The organism is Nocardioides sp. (assembly GCF_035503875.1).
Lineage (GTDB): Bacteria > Actinomycetota > Actinomycetes > Propionibacteriales > Nocardioidaceae > Nocardioides.
In genome coordinates, this window is record NZ_DATJTA010000046.1 from 1 (window position 1) to 15,418 (window position 15,418).

15 protein-coding genes are annotated in these 15,418 nt (G+C 71.6%); 1 reads left to right on the forward strand and 14 read right to left on the reverse strand.

Annotated elements, in window-relative coordinates; translation table 11 throughout:
* The 9 genes from VMF51_RS10685 to VMF51_RS10725 form a co-directional block, all read right to left on the reverse strand.
* On the reverse strand, window positions 1-832 hold an 832-nt coding region (locus tag VMF51_RS10685), incomplete at its 3' end, for an aconitase family protein (RefSeq protein ID WP_325474409.1).
* 205 nt (window positions 833-1,037) lie between these two features.
* Entirely contained in the window at window positions 1,038-1,598 is a 561-nt protein-coding gene (locus VMF51_RS10690) for a hypothetical protein (RefSeq protein WP_325474410.1), read from the reverse strand.
* 232 nt (window positions 1,599-1,830) lie between these two features.
* Window positions 1,831-3,555 carry a CocE/NonD family hydrolase gene (locus VMF51_RS10695; protein ID WP_325474411.1) on the reverse strand — a complete coding sequence of 575 codons (1,725 nt, stop codon included), beginning with the start codon at window positions 3,553-3,555 and terminating at the stop codon, window positions 1,831-1,833.
* Window positions 3,548-4,486: an MBL fold metallo-hydrolase gene (locus tag VMF51_RS10700; protein WP_325474412.1), complete on the reverse strand. Its 939-nt coding sequence runs from the start codon at window positions 4,484-4,486 to the stop codon at window positions 3,548-3,550. Before VMF51_RS10700 ends, VMF51_RS10695 begins: the two co-directional genes overlap by 8 nt.
* Complete coding sequence (locus tag VMF51_RS10705) at window positions 4,486-5,379, reverse strand: alpha/beta hydrolase (protein WP_325474413.1); 894 nt, start codon at window positions 5,377-5,379, stop codon at window positions 4,486-4,488. The genes VMF51_RS10700 and VMF51_RS10705 overlap by 1 nt, the downstream gene beginning before the upstream one ends.
* Window positions 5,380-5,383: 4 nt before the next feature.
* Window positions 5,384-6,499, reverse strand: coding sequence for an FAD-dependent monooxygenase (locus VMF51_RS10710; RefSeq protein ID WP_325474414.1), 1,116 nt, complete (start codon window positions 6,497-6,499; stop codon window positions 5,384-5,386).
* Window positions 6,500-6,511: 12 nt separating this feature from the next.
* The gene (locus tag VMF51_RS10715; protein ID WP_325474415.1) at window positions 6,512-7,489 is read right to left on the reverse strand and encodes a phosphotriesterase; all 978 of its coding nucleotides are present in this window, start codon (window positions 7,487-7,489) and stop codon (window positions 6,512-6,514) included.
* A 2-nt stretch (window positions 7,490-7,491) separates the two neighbouring features.
* Window positions 7,492-8,379 carry a hypothetical protein gene (locus VMF51_RS10720; protein ID WP_325474416.1) on the reverse strand — a complete coding sequence of 296 codons (888 nt, stop codon included), beginning with the start codon at window positions 8,377-8,379 and terminating at the stop codon, window positions 7,492-7,494.
* Window positions 8,380-8,530: 151 nt separating this feature from the next.
* Window positions 8,531-10,243 carry an MFS transporter gene (locus VMF51_RS10725; protein ID WP_325474417.1) on the reverse strand — a complete coding sequence of 571 codons (1,713 nt, stop codon included), beginning with the start codon at window positions 10,241-10,243 and terminating at the stop codon, window positions 8,531-8,533.
* 204 nt (window positions 10,244-10,447) lie between these two features.
* Here VMF51_RS10725 and VMF51_RS10730 point away from each other — a divergent pair, with 204 nt between their 5' ends.
* Window positions 10,448-11,056 (forward strand): TetR/AcrR family transcriptional regulator, encoded by a 609-nt coding sequence (locus tag VMF51_RS10730; protein WP_325474418.1) that lies wholly within the window; start codon window positions 10,448-10,450, stop codon window positions 11,054-11,056.
* A 6-nt stretch (window positions 11,057-11,062) separates the two neighbouring features.
* Here VMF51_RS10730 and VMF51_RS10735 read toward each other — a convergent pair whose 3' ends face one another.
* From VMF51_RS10735 to VMF51_RS10755, 5 genes are all read right to left on the reverse strand, one after another.
* Complete coding sequence (locus VMF51_RS10735) at window positions 11,063-11,989, reverse strand: LysR family transcriptional regulator (protein ID WP_325474419.1); 927 nt, start codon at window positions 11,987-11,989, stop codon at window positions 11,063-11,065.
* A gap of 10 nt (window positions 11,990-11,999) precedes the next feature.
* Window positions 12,000-13,115 (reverse strand): FAD/NAD(P)-binding oxidoreductase, encoded by a 1,116-nt coding sequence (locus tag VMF51_RS10740; RefSeq protein WP_325474420.1) that lies wholly within the window; start codon window positions 13,113-13,115, stop codon window positions 12,000-12,002.
* Window positions 13,112-13,300 carry a ferredoxin gene (locus tag VMF51_RS10745; RefSeq protein ID WP_325474421.1) on the reverse strand — a complete coding sequence of 63 codons (189 nt, stop codon included), beginning with the start codon at window positions 13,298-13,300 and terminating at the stop codon, window positions 13,112-13,114. Before VMF51_RS10745 ends, VMF51_RS10740 begins: the two co-directional genes overlap by 4 nt.
* The gene (locus tag VMF51_RS10750) at window positions 13,297-14,472 is read right to left on the reverse strand and encodes a cytochrome P450 (protein WP_325474422.1); all 1,176 of its coding nucleotides are present in this window, start codon (window positions 14,470-14,472) and stop codon (window positions 13,297-13,299) included. Before VMF51_RS10750 ends, VMF51_RS10745 begins: the two co-directional genes overlap by 4 nt.
* 100 nt (window positions 14,473-14,572) lie before the next feature.
* Complete coding sequence (locus tag VMF51_RS10755; RefSeq protein ID WP_325474423.1) at window positions 14,573-15,361, reverse strand: IclR family transcriptional regulator; 789 nt, start codon at window positions 15,359-15,361, stop codon at window positions 14,573-14,575.
* Window positions 15,362-15,418 lie beyond the last annotated feature (57 nt).

Consider the following 15,418-nt stretch of genomic DNA (forward strand, 5'->3'; position numbering starts at 1 on the left):
GCAGCTCGGTGATCATCAGCACCAGGTCGGTCGCGGTGGCCCCGTCGGGCATCTCACCGGTGAGTTTCATGCCGACCACCCGCGGGATCAGCATGCTGACCGGCTGGCCGAGCATGGCTGCCTCCGCCTCGATCCCGCCGACGCCCCAGCCGACGACGCCGATGCCGTTGACCATGGTGGTGTGCGAGTCGGTGCCCACGCAGGTGTCGGGGTAGGCCTGGAGCTCGCCGTCCACCTCACGGGTGAAGACGGTGCGCGCGAGGTGCTCGATGTTGACCTGGTGGACGATGCCGGTGCCCGGCGGGACGACCTTGAAGTCGTCGAAGGCGCCCTGGCCCCAGCGCAGGAACTGGTAGCGCTCGCGGTTGCGCTCGTACTCGATCTCGACGTTGCGCTCGAACGCCTCGGGCGTGCCGAACACGTCGGCCATCACCGAGTGGTCGATGACCATCTCGGCCGGCGCGAGCGGGTTGATCTTGGAGGGGTCGCCGCCCAGGTCGGCCATCGCCTCGCGCATGGTGGCGAGGTCGACGACGCAGGGGACGCCCGTGAAGTCCTGCATGATCACGCGCGCAGGCGTGAACTGGATCTCCTTGCTGGGGTCGGCGTCGGCGTCCCACCCGGCGATCGCCCGGATGTCGTCGGCCGTGATGTCCGCGCCGTCCTCGGTCCGCAGGAGGTTCTCCAGCAGCACCTTCAGCGAGAACGGCAGCGAGGCGACGTCGAGACCCTCCCCGGTGACCGCGTCGAGCCGGAAGATCTCGTAGGACTTGCCGTCCACGTCCAAGGTGCTCTTCGCACCGAAGCTGTCCTTGCTGGCCAAGGCCTTCATCTCCTCATCGGATCTGCTACATCGAATCTCAACGTCTGCGGGTCTCTCCCGCCATCTTGCCGTCGCCGGTCGTCGCGGAAAAAGGAAGGCAAACCTAACTCCGCGGGCCGACGGCCTCGGCAATATCTCTTGACATCAAGATACACGACGTCGAGCAGAAATGCCGACAGCCCCGGCGCGTGCCGGGGCTGTCGGGACGGTCCGGTCAGCAGACGGCCAGCACGGTGAACGAGCGATCGGTCAGGGCGCCGGCGCTGGAGAGGGTGATGACGTGCACGGCGTTGTCGTTGCCCGCACGGCCGGTCGCCTGGATCTCGCCGGTGAACAGGCCCCCGGCCCCCGGCGAGGAGAGCGACGGCGCGATCGCGCAGCCCCGGACGTTGCGGTTGAACGAGACCTCGTACTGACCGGCGGAGAGCCGGACCGAGGACGTGGCGCCCGTCGACTGCCCCGGCACCAGGGTGCCGGCGCTCTGGACGGTCGCCGCGAGGAGGTTGGCCGCCCGGTCGGCCGACGGGACCCGGCCCAACGTGGACTCACGGATGTCGGCGCCGGTGAGCGCGTTGGGGCCGACCTTGGCGGACGTGACGGCGTTCCGGCCGATGTCGACCGTCTTCACCGCCCCGGTCTTGAGCTGCGGCGAGCCGACGGAGTTGCGGGCGACGCCCGCGGCGACGGCGGTGCCGCCGCCCCCGACGACCATGACGATCGCGAGGGTCGAGGCGACGTTGGCGTAGGTGATCCGGGACTTCAGGGAGGTCTTCATGGCAATGCTCTTCTCGGGTGTCGGGGAGGGATCTCTCCCGGCAACGTAGGAAGACCACCCCGGCCCCGGCATGACCCCGACGGGCCATTGCCACCCCTCGCCACCCGCCGAGTCGGCAGTAGTTGCGCGTCGAGTCGGCAGTAGTTGCGGTCAGAGCTGACCGCAACTATTGCCGACTCGGCGGTTCTACGGGCCAGCCCCTGCCCCGTCGAGAGGCAGGGGCTGCGTCGTCTTAGCGGGCTGTCGTGAACGGCAGCACCAGCCGCGAGCGGTGCACCGTGTCGCGGTAGACCTTGTGGGTCACCGGGCGTCCCACCGGGAGGTGGAAGGCGTCCGGGGGCAGCAGGGCGTTGTGCTCGTCGGCCAGCGGCTCGGCGTTGGAGAGCTCGACGACGAGGCGGTGGCCCGGCAGGAAGGTGTTCGCGAACGGGTAGATCCGCAGCACGTACTCCTCGACGGTGCCCGGCTCGACCGGCACGGCCCGGGTGTGCGGGTGGACCGGGCTGCCGTACGTCGAGCGCTCCTCGTCGAGCTCGCGGTGCGAGGCCTTCAGGTACGCCGACGTGATGAGCTGCCGGCGGCCGCCTGGCGCCTCGTCCCAGAACCGCATGATGAGGTTCGTGTCGGGCTGGTCGATCTCGACGAACAGGTGCGCCTCGCCGGTGCCGATCATCTCGGTCGGCTCGGTGAACGCCTCGGTGCTCCAGGAGAGGATCTCGACCTCGTCGGTCACGGTGAGCGGCGCCTGGTAGAAGCCGTCGGGGGCGGCGTGCTCGGGGCCCATCGGCTCCGGCTCGGGAGACAGCTTCCGCCGCGGCCGCAGGTAGAGGTCGCGGTACTCGATCTCCTTCGGCGGCCAGGTGTCGGCGGTGACATAGGTCTTCGAGCCCTCGACGTGGACCTCGACGGCCGGCTCGTCCAGGACCCCGTTGTCGACGCCCTTGAGCCAGTACTCGTACCAGCGGAGCATCTTGTCGTGCTCCTCGATGAAGGGGCGCGACTGCATGGGCGGGTAGGGGCCGATCGAGAGCCGTTTGTGCTCGCCGCCGATGGCATGGAAGAGCTCGATGGTGCCGTCGAGGGTCCAGCCGCGGCCCTGGTCGATCTGGAGCCAGACCGGGATGTCGATCGCGGTGGCGAGGTTGACCGGGTTGCGCTCCTCGTACCAGTCGCCGTCGACCTCGTTCATCACGATGTCGAACCAGGCCTCGTGGTTCTTCGGGTAGTGCAGGACGTGGACCAGGTTGGGCCACGCGGCGATGTCCGGGTCGGCCAGCCGGGCGGCGACCCTGGCCCGGATCTCCTCGGGCGAGTACGTCTCCAGCATCCGCGACTTCACGCCGTCGGTGAACGCCCAGCCGGAGTCGCCGCCCCGTCCCTCGCGAGCCGCGCGCGGCATGAACCACATGACGCCGCCGTGGTAGGTCGTCTCGTAGAAGTCGTAGTGCCCGCCGGAGACGAAGATCGCCTTCAGGCTCGGAGGCCGCTCGGCGGCGGCAAGGATCTGCATGGAGCCGAAGTACGAGATGCCGATCATGCCGACGTTGCCGTCGCACCAGGGCTGCGCGGCGACCCACTCGATCAAGTCGTAGGCGTCCTGGCCCAGCGAGACGCCGCCGGCGTTGTAGTTGCCGATGTGCTCGCCCTCGGAGGCCCCGGAGCCGCGCAGGTCGCCGATCACGTGGACGTAGTCCTCGGCCACGACGCGGGCGATGTCGCCGGCCTCGATGCAGCCGTCCCACATGGGCGAGGGTCGGCGCTGCGGCGGGGTGGTGAGCGCGAGGGCCTGGAGCTCCTTGCCGTACGGGCTGAGCGCGACCAGGGCCGGGCGCGGTTTGGACTCGGTGCCCTCGTAGGCGTCGGCGGCCAGGGTGACGCCGTCGCGCATCGGGACCTGGAGGTCCTTGCGGACCGCGATCTTCTGCAGGCCGGCCTCGATCAGCTGGACGTCATCCATGGCGGTGCTCCTTGTCGGTGCGGGTGTAGCCGTGCAGCGTCGTGAAGAACGGCGACGGCTCGAGCGTGGGGTCGCCGGTGTAGCCGAGCTCCTCGGCGACGGCGGCGAAGGGCGAGTGCGGCGAGCCGCCGGCATCCGGTCCGGTGTGCCGCCACAGCCGGGCGGCTTCGGCGACCCGGGCCTCGATGTCGAGGCTCTCGGCGAGCGCCCGCTGCGCCTGGTCGCCGTCGAGGACCACACCGTCGGTCGCGCCGTCCGCGTGCCGGTAGGGATGGCCGAGGAACAGCCGGCGGGGTCGGACCTCGTCGCGCAGGTGGACCAGGCCGGCGCGGTAGCCGGCGGGGTCGGCGTACCCCGGGAACCCGTTGGCCGCCCCGTGGATCTGGCAGGCGTCGCCGACGAAGACGTCGTCCTGCCCGTCGAGCACGTAGGCGACCGATCCCGGGGTATGTCCCGGGATCGCGTGCACCGAGACGGTGACGTCGCCGCCGAGGGACAGCGTCTCCCCGCCGGTCAACGACACGGTCGGCTCCAGCTCGCCGGAGATCACGGCCTCGGTCGCCGCCGCGACCTTCGCGGCGCCGTCGGGGTCGCCGAGGTGGCAGCCGCGGCCGGCGACGTACTCGTCGACGTGCGCCTGCCGCGAGCGCAGCATCGGGGCGTCGGCCTCGTGGATCGCGATCTCGGCCCGGCGCCCGGTCAGCTCCCACAGCGCGTGCGCGCCGCCGACGTGGTCGATGTGGCCGTGGGTGAGCAGGATCCAGCGGACGTCCTCGATCCGCCGGCCCAGCCGGGCCAGGGCGGGGGCCATCCCCTCGGCGGGCGAGGTCGCGATCCCGGTGTCGACGATCGCCGGCTCCGGGGCGTCGACGAAGAAGCTGTAGAGGCCGAAGCGGCCCCACGGGGAGTAGAGCGGGTGGACCTCGACCATCAGGCCTCCCCCCGCAGGAACGCCGCGATCTCCTCGTAGACCCGGTGGTACTCCGGCAGCCAGCCGAAGTGCTGGACGAACCCGTGCCCCGCGCCGTCGTACCGGCTCACGGTGGTGGGTACGCCGGCCTCCGCGAGCCGTCGGCCGTACAGCTCACCCTCGTCGCGCAGCGGGTCCAGCTCGCCGGTGATCACCAGCGCCGCGGGCAGCCCGGTCAGGTCGGCGCGCCGGATCGGGGAGACCCGCGGGTCGGCCGGGTCGGCGCCGCTGCCGAGGTAGAAGGCGTTGAACGGCTTCAGGCCCGCCGTCTCGAGTCCGTAGCCCACCGCGTTCTCGCGCAGCGAGGGATACCGGTCCTCGTCGAAGTCCAGGTCGAGCGACGGGTAGAGCAGCACCTGGTGGGTGATGGCGTCGAGCCCGTCGTCGTGGGCCGTCGCGGCGACGGCGGCGGCGAACGTGCCGCCCGAGCTGTCGCCGACCAGGGCCAGCGGCTCGCCCTCGACCGCCACACGGCGTACGACGTCGTAGCAGTCCTCCAGGCCGGCGGGGAACGCGTGCTCCGGGGCCAGCCGGTAGCCGACCGAGACGACCCGGCGGCCGGTCTCGCTCGCCAGCGCTCGTGCCACGTGGTCGTGGGTGTCCAGGCTGCCGAGGAAGAAGGCGCCGCCGTGGAGGTAGATGATCACGCCCGGCTCCGGGTCGGCGCTGGGGAGGTAGACGCGCACGGGGACGTCGCCCACGGTGGCGTCCCCGACGGAGTGCAGCGGCAGGCGCTCGGCCGCGGGCGCGACCTGCGCCTGCTCCGCGGCACGCATGGCAGCGGGGTCGAGGGAGCCGGACGGCGGTGCCGGGAGGGTGCTGAGGATCCTCGCGATCTCGGGGTGCAGCGGCATGCGATCAGGCCTGCGTCGTCGCGGCGATGCCGCCGGGCTTCTGGCCCGGGAAGACGTCGTCGAGCTCGTCGTCGGTCCAGCCCTGGCGGGAGATCCGTTGCAGCTCGTCGGTCACCGGCTTGCGCGCGGCCTGGTAGGCGGCGAGCGCCTCGGCGACCGAGCCCGCCTCCACCAGCGCGTCGACGAGCGCAGCGGCGTCGAGGATCGCCGAGTTGGCGCCCTGCCCCTGGTGGTGGCACATCGCGTGGGCGGCGTCGCCGACGAGGACGACGGCTCCGGTGTGCCACTGCTCGACGGGGTCGATGTCGTACACCGCGCGCACGTTGACCTTCGCCAGGTCGAGGTTCTCGGTCATCCGCACGATCCGCTCGTCGAAGCCCTCGACGGTGCGCAGGATGTCCGCCTTGGTGACCTCCGGCGCCCAGGTGCCGTCGGTGCTCAGCGCGGTGATGTCGAAGGAGACCTGCCCGCGGTGGAGCAGCGGCAGCAGGTAGACCTTGGTGCCGCGGCCGATGTACATCCGCAGGTTGCCGTCGTCGACCATGCCGGCGGTCTCGGCGATGTCGATGACCACGCGGTAGGCGTGCTCGCCGGCGAAGACCGGGCCGGCCTGGCTGAACAGCTGCTCGCGCACGATCGACTTGATGCCGTCGGCGCCGATCACCAGGTCGGCCGTGGCGGTCTCGCCGTTGGCGAAGACCAGGGTCGCGGCGTCGCCCTCGTCGACGATCTTGTCGAGCTTGTGGCCCAGCTTGACCATCCCGTCGGGCAGCACACCGGTCAGTGCCTCGATGAAGTCGCCGCGGTGGATCAGGTGCGTCGTCTCGCCGTACGCCGCCTTCTCCGGCCACTCCTCCTGCGCGATCCGGTGGTCGTCGGCGGTCAGGATCTCGAAGGCGTCGCTGGCCGAGCTCACGGCCTTGATCTCCGCACCGATCCCCCAGCGCTCGAACTGCGCCATCGAGGACGGGCGCAGCCCGATGCCGGCGCCGACCTCGCGGATCTCGCTCGCCTGCTCGTAGACGGTCACCTCGGCGCCGTGGCTGCTCAGCGCCTTGGCCACGGCCGCGCCGGCGTAGCCCGCGCCGACGATCGCGATGGAGAGGTCCTTGATGTCCATGGGTCTCTGCTCTCAGTTCTGGATGGTCAGGAAGTCGGCGGGGAGCTCGACGAAGATCCGGGTGATGGTGGCCTGGTCGACCCCGGCCTCACGCAGGGCGGGGAGCAGGACCTCGAAGAGGTAGTTGACGGTGTGGCCCTTGACCCCGGGCCACCCCAGGGGGCTGCAGTTCGCGTCGGCCGAGGCGAGGACGCTGTCGACGAGCCCGTCGCGCAGGTAGCCGAGGAAGTGGTCGAGGCGCTCCTGGCGGGGCCGGCCCCAGAACGGCGGGTCGGGCAGCTCCAGGTCGTAGCCGAAGGTGTCGAACCCGATCCGGCCGCCCTGCTCGGCGATCCACCGGTCGCGGACCTTGCCCTGGCTGACGCCGTCGTCGGCGTGGCCGAACAGGACCCGGTCCAGCGGGAGGCCCTCCTCGCGGAAGATCTCGATCGCCGGCTCCACGTCCACCGCGAGGTGGGTGAAGATCGGGACGCCGGTGGCCAGCGCGGCCCGCGCGGCGGCGCGGTAGATGCGCAGGTCGAGCTCCTTCATCCGGAACCCGCGGCTGACCCCGACCTTGATGATCCCGGCCCGGGCGCCGGTGCGGCCGATGCCGACGGTGATCTCGTGGATGAACTGCTCGGTGAGGTAGTCGACGTCCGCGCGCTCGAAGAAGGCCAGCGCGGTGTCGCCGCCCACGAAGCCGGTCGAGGCGACGATGTTGACCCCGGTCTTCTCGGCGAGCGAATGGTAGTAGCTCACGTCGCGGCCGTTGCAGATGCCGGTGGCGTCCACGTACGTCGCCGCCCCGTATGGCCGGCAGTTCTCGTGGAAGCGCCGCAGCTTCGGGACGGTCTCCTCGTAGCGCTGCTCGGGGGTCTTCCACCACCGGGTGTCGAGCTCGGAGCCGGGCATGCCGTAGCCGATGTGCTCGTGGATCGCCACGAAGCCGGCCTCCTCGGGCGCGATCGGACCGAGGACGGTGTTGATGCGGGGGCTGGTCTGGGACATGCTCAGGCCTCCTTCACGGCGAGCAGGGTCGCGGGGTTGGCGACGAGCAGCTGGTCGCGCAGCGGCGCGGGGACCGCCTCGACGAGCTCGTCGTACGCCGCCGCGGGGACGTCGTGCCCGAAGGCGATGCCCGCACCGCCGGTGGCGACGAGCGTCCGCTCGGCGTGACCCGCCTCGGCGAGGGCGACCGCCACCGCGACGTCGGTGAGCACGACGAAGGCGCCGGCCGCGGCGACGTCGGCGGCCCTCTCCCCCGCGTTGGCGACCGCGACGCGGTCAGCGGGAAGACCCTCGTCGAGGGTCACCGCAAGCTCGGCCAGCGGGTCGCTGCCGGCCCGGAACGTCAGGGCGACCCCGGTCTGCCGGGCCGCGCGGGCGCACCCGCGCAACTGGCTCTCGTCGGTCGGGGTCATCGTCTCGGTGGTGACGGCGGTCGAGACCACGCCGGCGGCGCCGCGACGCTCGACGCGCGGGACGACCATGCCCTCGGTGACCTCGGCGGCGTACAGCTCGGCGAACTTCTCGGCCGGCCACGGCGTCGGCGGGTTGGTCTGCGGGGTGAGGAAGTAGCCGCCGAGCATGCTCTCCTCCATCTGGCCCGACGAGGCGACGATGTGCACGCCGGTGGCCCGGGACAGCGCCTCGTAGAGCGGGACGTCGCGGCCGGCGTACATGCCGCCGGCGTCCACGACGGTGCCGCCCCCGGCGGCCTTGAAGGCGATCAGCTTGTCGGCGACGGCGCGGAAGATCGCGGCCCGGTCGAGGTCGATGTCGTAGGCGTACTGCGCGCCCGGGAGCACCGAGAGGAGCGCCTCGTGGACGGCGACGATGCCGAGCTCGGCCGATGGAACTGGACCCAGCACGGTGTTGACGCTGGAGGTGGCGGTCATGGAATGCCTCGCGGTTCGGTGGGGTGGTGCGGCGCACCCTGTGGCGCCTGTCACGCTAGCCGTTTGATTTACACGGTGTCAAGTGTATTAACGCCGTGAAAATCGATGGAGCCGCACCCGCGTCGGCGGGTGCGGCTCCATCAGGGAATCGTCAGACCGGCTGGACGTCCTCCGCCACGCCGGCCACCTGGTGCACCCCGTCGGTGCCGAGGTCGGCGGCCTGCGCGGAGGCGCTCTTGGCGCCCGCCAGGCCGACCGCGGTGAGCACCGCCGACGCCAGGGCACAGATGCCCGCGACCGCGAAGCCGACGTTGAAGGCGTGCGAGAGCGAGTTGAACGCCAGGTCGTGCAGGGCGGCGGGCATGTCGACGAACGGCGCACCCGATCCCGGGTCGGTCAGCACCGGCACGGAGTTCACCGTGACCGCTCCGCCGTCCTGGGCGATGCCGTGCAGCGCACCCATCACCGCCTCGGTCGGCACCTGCGGATCGAGGGGCTGCCCGAGGACGGTGAAGCCCTCCTGCGCGGCCTCGCCGAGCGCGGCGTCCAGCCCGTCGTTCAGCCGGCCGTTCGCGATCGAGTTGTAGATCGCACCACCGAGGACCGGACCCATCGCGAAGCCGAAGTCGCGCAGCAGGTTGGTGGTCGCCGACGCCATGCCGGCGAGCCGCAGCGGGACGGAGTTGATCGCCACCGCCGTGATCGAGCCGACGGTCAGCGCGAAGCCGACGCCGTTGAGCACCATCGGAGGGATGAACTTGACGAACGCCCCGTCGTCCGGCGCCCCCTGCGCGTCGAGGAAGGAGTGCGCGTCGAAGCTCGACGCCCAGAGCGCGGCGGCACCGATGCAGACGAACCCGAGCGTCAGCACCCACTGCGGGCTGACCGAGTGGATCAGCCGGGCCACGAGCGGCACCAGGAGCAGTGCCGGGATCTGGATGACCAGGAACAGGATGCCGATGTAGACCGCACCGATGTGGATCACGGCGCCGAGGAACATCGTCATCGAGAAGCAGACGGCCAGGTAGGCGAACATGCCCAGGATCGCGACGATGCCGGTGATCGCGAACGCGCGGTTGGCGAACAGGTCGAGATGCACCAGCGGCGACGGGGTCTTCAGCTCGATCGCCACGAACGCGACCAGGAAGACCGCGGCGACGACGAAGCCGGTGACGATGCCGGTGCGGCCGAACCCGTCCTCGGAGCCCTGCGTGAGCGACCAGACGAGCGCGAGCAGGCCGATGATCAGGGTGAGCTGACCGGGGATGTCGAGCCGGCGGCCCTCGGGAGCGGAGGAGTTCCTGGCCCCCAGGGAGACCACCAGCGCCACGGCGGCCAGCGCGATCGGGATCCAGAAGGACGCCTTCCAGTGGCCGTTCTCGGCGAGCGTGCCGGCCGCGATCGGCGAGACCGCCGCGCCGATCGAGAGGAAGCCCGCCCACAGCGCGATCGAGCGCGCCCGCGCCTCCGCGCTCGGGGCGAGCGCGGCGATCATCGTCAGCGAGATCGGGTACAGCGCGCCGGCTCCGATGCCGGCGATCGCCTGGCCGACCCAGAGTGCGTGGACGTCGCCCGCGCCGAGGACGGTGATGAACTCGCCGAGCATCAGCACGCCGAGGCCGCCGAGCAGCAGCTGCTTGCGTCCGAAGATGTCGCCGAAGACGCCGAAGGTGAGCTCGAAGATCACCATCGCGGTGGCGAACGAGGCGCTCACCCAGGTGAGCTGGGCACCAGAGATGCCGAGATCCTGCTGGATCGTTCCCAAGACGGACGCGGGCAGCGAGTACGCCACCTGCGCCACGAAGACGCCGAGACATCCGGCGATCAGCGTCGGGACGTAGCCCCGGACCTGAGTGTCACTCATCGAGTGCTCCTTGCTTGTGAGTCCGGCCGTCGCGCCTGCCCCGAGAGCGGGTACAGCGATGGCATGCCGGTGGCGTGACGGTGGTCACGCGAACTGGCGTGAACCGTGTCACGTCGCTTTACGCTATGTCAAGGAATAATTCGGCATGTATTGCGATGAGCCGCGCTGCCTGCTCTCCGTACGCACCTGGACTAGGGTGCGCCCATGGCATCCCTGCGCGAGGCCCAGAAGCAGATGACCCGTCGGCTCCTGCTGGAGTCGGGTCTCGACCTGTTCCGCAGCAAGGGGTACGCCGCCACCACGGTCGACGACATCGCGAAGGCGGCAGGCACCACCCGGGTCACGTTCTACGCGTACTTCCCCTCGCGCGGCGACCTGATGCGGGCGCTCATCGACGAGCGTCTCAACGAGGTGCTGGACCGGGTCCGCTCCCCCGAGAACCGGTCCACCGCCGACGACCTGGTGGCGACGGTCGCGGACGGCAGCCGGGAGGCGATCGAGGCCTGGCTGCGTCGCGCGGCCGACACCTGGCCGGTGATCCATCCGATCATCCGCATCGCCCGCGATGCCGCGGCGGTCGAGCCGGAGCTGGCCAACCTGGTCGAGCGCTGGCTCGAGGAGCCGATCAGCGACATCGAGGACGGCCTCGAGAAGGCGGGGCGCTTCGAGCCGCACCAGCGCCACTTCCGCGGCGTGCTGGCGATGGCGCAGCTCGACTACGTCGCCCAGAACTGGGAGTCGTCGGACTGGAAGCTGGACCGGGAGCAGATGCTCGACGAGCTCGCCGGCGCGTGGACCCGGCTGCTCGGCTGAGCGCCCTCAGAGACTGGCCGCGGCCTCGAACAGCAGGCCGCGCAGCCACTCGATGAAGACCTGGTCGGACAGGTGCGGGTTCCACACCAGGTCGATCCCGACGCCCGGCAGCGGGAACGGGAACTCCTCGATCCGCAGGTCGGACGCCGGGCGCATCCCCGAGGCCACCCGGAGTCGCTGGAAGCCGACCACCCCGCTGGAGCGGGCCACGAGGTGGGCGACCATCAGGTTGTCCGAGACGAGCTGGCCGATCCGGTAGTCGACCCGGTGCTCGTCGAGAACCGAGTAGGGCACCACCCGGCGCTCGGCGTCGAAGACCACGTGCGGCAGGCCGGTGATCAGCTCCAGGGCGTCGGCCGAGCGGGGCGCGTCGGGCGAGGCGATCACCGCCCACCGGTCGTCGTACAGCCGCTCGCGCGGGTACGGCGAGGCGAACGCGTCCGAGAGCAGCACCACGTCGACGCCCTCGTCGGTGAAGGCGGCGTCGGTGGGCATCGTGATCGTCCGGATCCGCAAGGTGGCGTGCGGCGCCCGCTGCGCGACCAGGCGGGCGAGCGCCGGTCCGATCACGAACGCGGTCGGCGTCATCATCGCCACCGTGACGACCCGCTTGTCCCGGGCCGGGTCGAAGCCGGGGAAGTTCACCACCCGCGCGGTCTGCTGGAGCACGGCACGCAGCGGTCCGATCAGCTCGAGCGCGCGAGGCGTGAGCCGGACCCGCGACCCGTCGCGGACCACGATGTCGTCGCCGAGCAGTCGGCGCATCCGACCCAGGGCGTGGCTCATGGCCGGCTGGGTGAGGCCCACCCGCTCCGCGGCGCGGGTGACCGACCGCTCCTCCAGCAGCGCGAGAAGGGGCACCAGCAGGTTCAGGTTGACCGAGGCGAGCCGGTCCAGGCCCGAGCCGTCGGCGCCCTGCTCCTCGTCGCTCATCGCTGGCACCCTACGCCGCGAGCACCTTGCGCAGCCGCGGGATCGGGATCCGGTAGTTCAGCGCGACCGCCGCCTCCGGCCAGCGCAGCAGCGCGGCTCCCCCGGGCTCGCCGTCGACGTACTCCGGCTCCCCCGACGGCGGCAGCACGCCGATCGCCTTCAGGCTGATCCCGAACTGCTCGGTCCAGAAGTAGGACTGGAAGCTCAGCGTCGGCGCCTCTGCACCGCGGAGCAGCGCGGCCGCCGCCACCTTGCTCTGCGCGACGGCGCTGCTCCACAGCGGTACCCGGCGGCGACCGTACGGCGTCGGGAACGACGCGAGGTCACCCACCGCGGCGATCTCGGGTCGCACCAGCCCGCGGCCGTCGACGGGCACCACGCCGGCCCCGGTCAGGCCGGTGCCGGCCAGCCACTCGGTGTTCGGCACGTCGCCGACGGCCGAGACGACGAGCTCGGCCTCCAGCACGCTGCCGTCGTGCAGCACCACGCAGGTCGCGCCGTCCGCACGCTCCACGGTCGCACCCGGAGTCTCGACCACCGTCAGCCCGCGCTCGAGCGCCGCCTCGGTGAGGACGTCGGCGAGGCGGTCGCCGAGCTGGAGCACCAGCGGGCGTCCCTGCGCGACCATGGTGACCCGGCAGCCGGCGGCCAGGCAGCCCGAGGCGATCTCCATGCCGAGCGGACCGCCGCCGACCACCACCACCGACGGCCGCGACGCCAGCCGGTCGCGCAGCGCCAGCGCGTCGTCGAGACCGCGCAGCGTGTGCTCGTCGGGCAGGTCGGAGAGCCGTCGCGCCCGGGAGCCGGTCGCCACCACCAGCCGGTCGTAGGGCAGCTCCTCGCCGTCGTCCAGCCGGATCCGGGCGCGCTCCAGGTCGAGCCCGGTGGCGCGTACGCCGAGCAGCTCGATCGCGCCGTGGGTCGGCGCCGGCAGGTGGTGGGAGGAGAGATCGGCGTCGTCGAGCAGCAGCGCCTTGGACAGCGCCGGACGGCTGTACGCCGGGTGCCGCTCGTCGCCCACGATGGTCAGCTCGCCCTCGAACCCGGCGTCGCGGAGCGTGTGCGCCGCGGTCAGGCCGGCGATGCCGTTGCCCGCGATCACGATGCGCTGGAGCTGCGCGCTCATGCGATCCGCAACGCCGCGACCGGGCACACCCGGACCGCGGCGCCGGCCTCGGCGGCGTCGGCCTCGGTGACCTCTTCGCGGTCGAGCACCAGCTCGCCCTCGTCGTCGAGGTGCATCAGGGACGGCGCGGCCTCCCCGCACAGGCCGTGGCCCTCGCAACGGGGTCGGTCGAGGACGATCTTCATGCGGGGACCACTTCCAGGACGGGGAGCGAGTCGATGCTCCGGGTGACGTTGTGCGGGACGCGCGTCTCGGGGCCGACGACGAACCGCTCGACGCGGCGGGCCAGCGAGTCGATGACCGCGTGCGCCTCGAGCCGGGCGAGGCCCTGGCCGGCGCAGCCGTGGACGCCGTACCCGAGGGCGAGGTGGTCGACCGGGTTGCGCTCGACGGTGAACTCGTCGGGGTCGGCGTAGTGCCGCGGGTCGCGGTTGCCGGAGCCGAGGAGGACCGCGACGCGAGACTCCGCCGGGATCACCACGCCCTCGATCTCGGCGTCCCTCGTGGTCTCGCGTCCCCAGACGTTGAGCGGGGACCAGAACCGCAGGACCTCGTTGAACGCCGCGGGGACGAGCGAGAGGTCCTTGCGGACCAGCGCGAGCTGGTCGGGGTGGGCGGCGAAGAGGGCGATGATGTTGCCGATCGCGCTCACGGTGTTCTCCACCCCGGCGGCCAGGTACTGGTGGATGATCGGGCCGGCGGAGCCGGGTGGGATCGCGCCGCGCTCCTCGGCCTCGAAGATGCCGCGGCCGATCGAGCCCTCGGCGAGGTCGTCCTTGGCGACAGCCGCGCACCAGGCGTAGAGCTCGCCGGCGATCGGGAAGCTGTCGCTGGTGCGCTGGTTGAGCGGGCCGATGACCTGGTTGGCGGCCTTGCCCCAGGTGAGCATGTGGCCCCGGACCTTCCCGGTGAAGCCCACCAGGTCGGCGACGATCTCCAGCGGGAGCGCGCGGGCGAGCCCGTCGATCGCCTCGAAGGAGCCGGACTCGACCAGCTCGGCGACGAGGGCGTCCGCCTTCGCGTCGATCTGCGCCTTGAGCCCGCGCAGCGCGCGGGGCGAGAGGTTCTCGGTCAGCGCGGCGCGCAGTGCGGTGTGCGCGGGCGGGTCCGAGGCCAGCGAGGTGCCGGCCAGGGCCTCGTTCACCATTGGGTTGAACCCGATGCCGTGGGCGGAGGAGAAGGTCTCCCAGTCACCCAGCGCGCTGCGGACCGTGTCGTAGCGGGTGAGCGCGTAGACGCCGTTGGTCGGCAGGTGGACGACGGGCCCGAACTCGCGCAGCCGCGCGTAGGTCGGGTACGGGTCGAGGAGGACGTCGTCGGCGAAGAGATCGACGTCGGAGATCGGCGCAGTGGTCACGGCATCCAGTGAAGGTGACGGCCTTCACATGTGTCCAACAGATGTTCTGCATGGTCTGCATGCACCTGATGCATGGGGTGGGTCGCCCTGGCCGAGGCCGTCATCGCCCGCCTGGAGGACTGATGCCGGCCAGGTCGCGCTCCAACGCGGCGGCCGTCAGCTGCAAGGTGGCGAACAGCGCGGGCAGGCGCTCCCGGTCATAGCGCACCGACGGCATCGAGACCGAGACGCAGGCCATCGCCGTCCCGTCGCCGGAACGGACGGGGACGCCGACCGCGACCACGCCCTTCTCGGAGCGGCCCTGGTTGACCGCGAAGCCCTGCTTGCGGATCCGGGCCAGCTCGCTGCGCAGCCGGGGCAGGTCCGGCCGGTCCGCCTCCGCATCGCCCCCGGCACGATCGTCCGACGCGGCGTACAGGGCGGCGAGCTCGGACGGCGGAAGCTCGGCGAGGAGCAGCAGACCGCCGCTGGTGCGATGAGCGGGGAAGACCATCCCCTCGCGCGACGTCACCCGCAGCGCCTGCCCGGACTCGACGGAGGCGATGAAGCGGGCCTCGGCTCCGGTCCGGATCGTCACGTTGGCCGACTCCCCCACCGCCTCGACCAGGCGGCGCAGGTGCGGCAGCGCGGCGCTGCGCAGCCGAGCCGTGCGCGAGCGCGAGTGCTCGGCGAGCTGCAGCACCGGTCCGGCGTGGTAGCCGCGGCGATCGTCCTGGACGGCGAAATCGCGGTAGACGAGCATCTGCAGCAGCCGGTGGGCGGTCGAGCGCGCCACCCCGAGCCGCTCGGCGGCGTCCGCGACGGTCAGCGAGCCCTCGAGCTGCAGCATCGTCGCGAGCCGTAGCGCGTGGTCCACGCTGGCGATCGCATAGGTGGGCGCGGTCTTCATCCGAGCATCCTATTCTGCATTGCAGAATCTGATGTTCTGCCACGCGAAGTCCGCCCA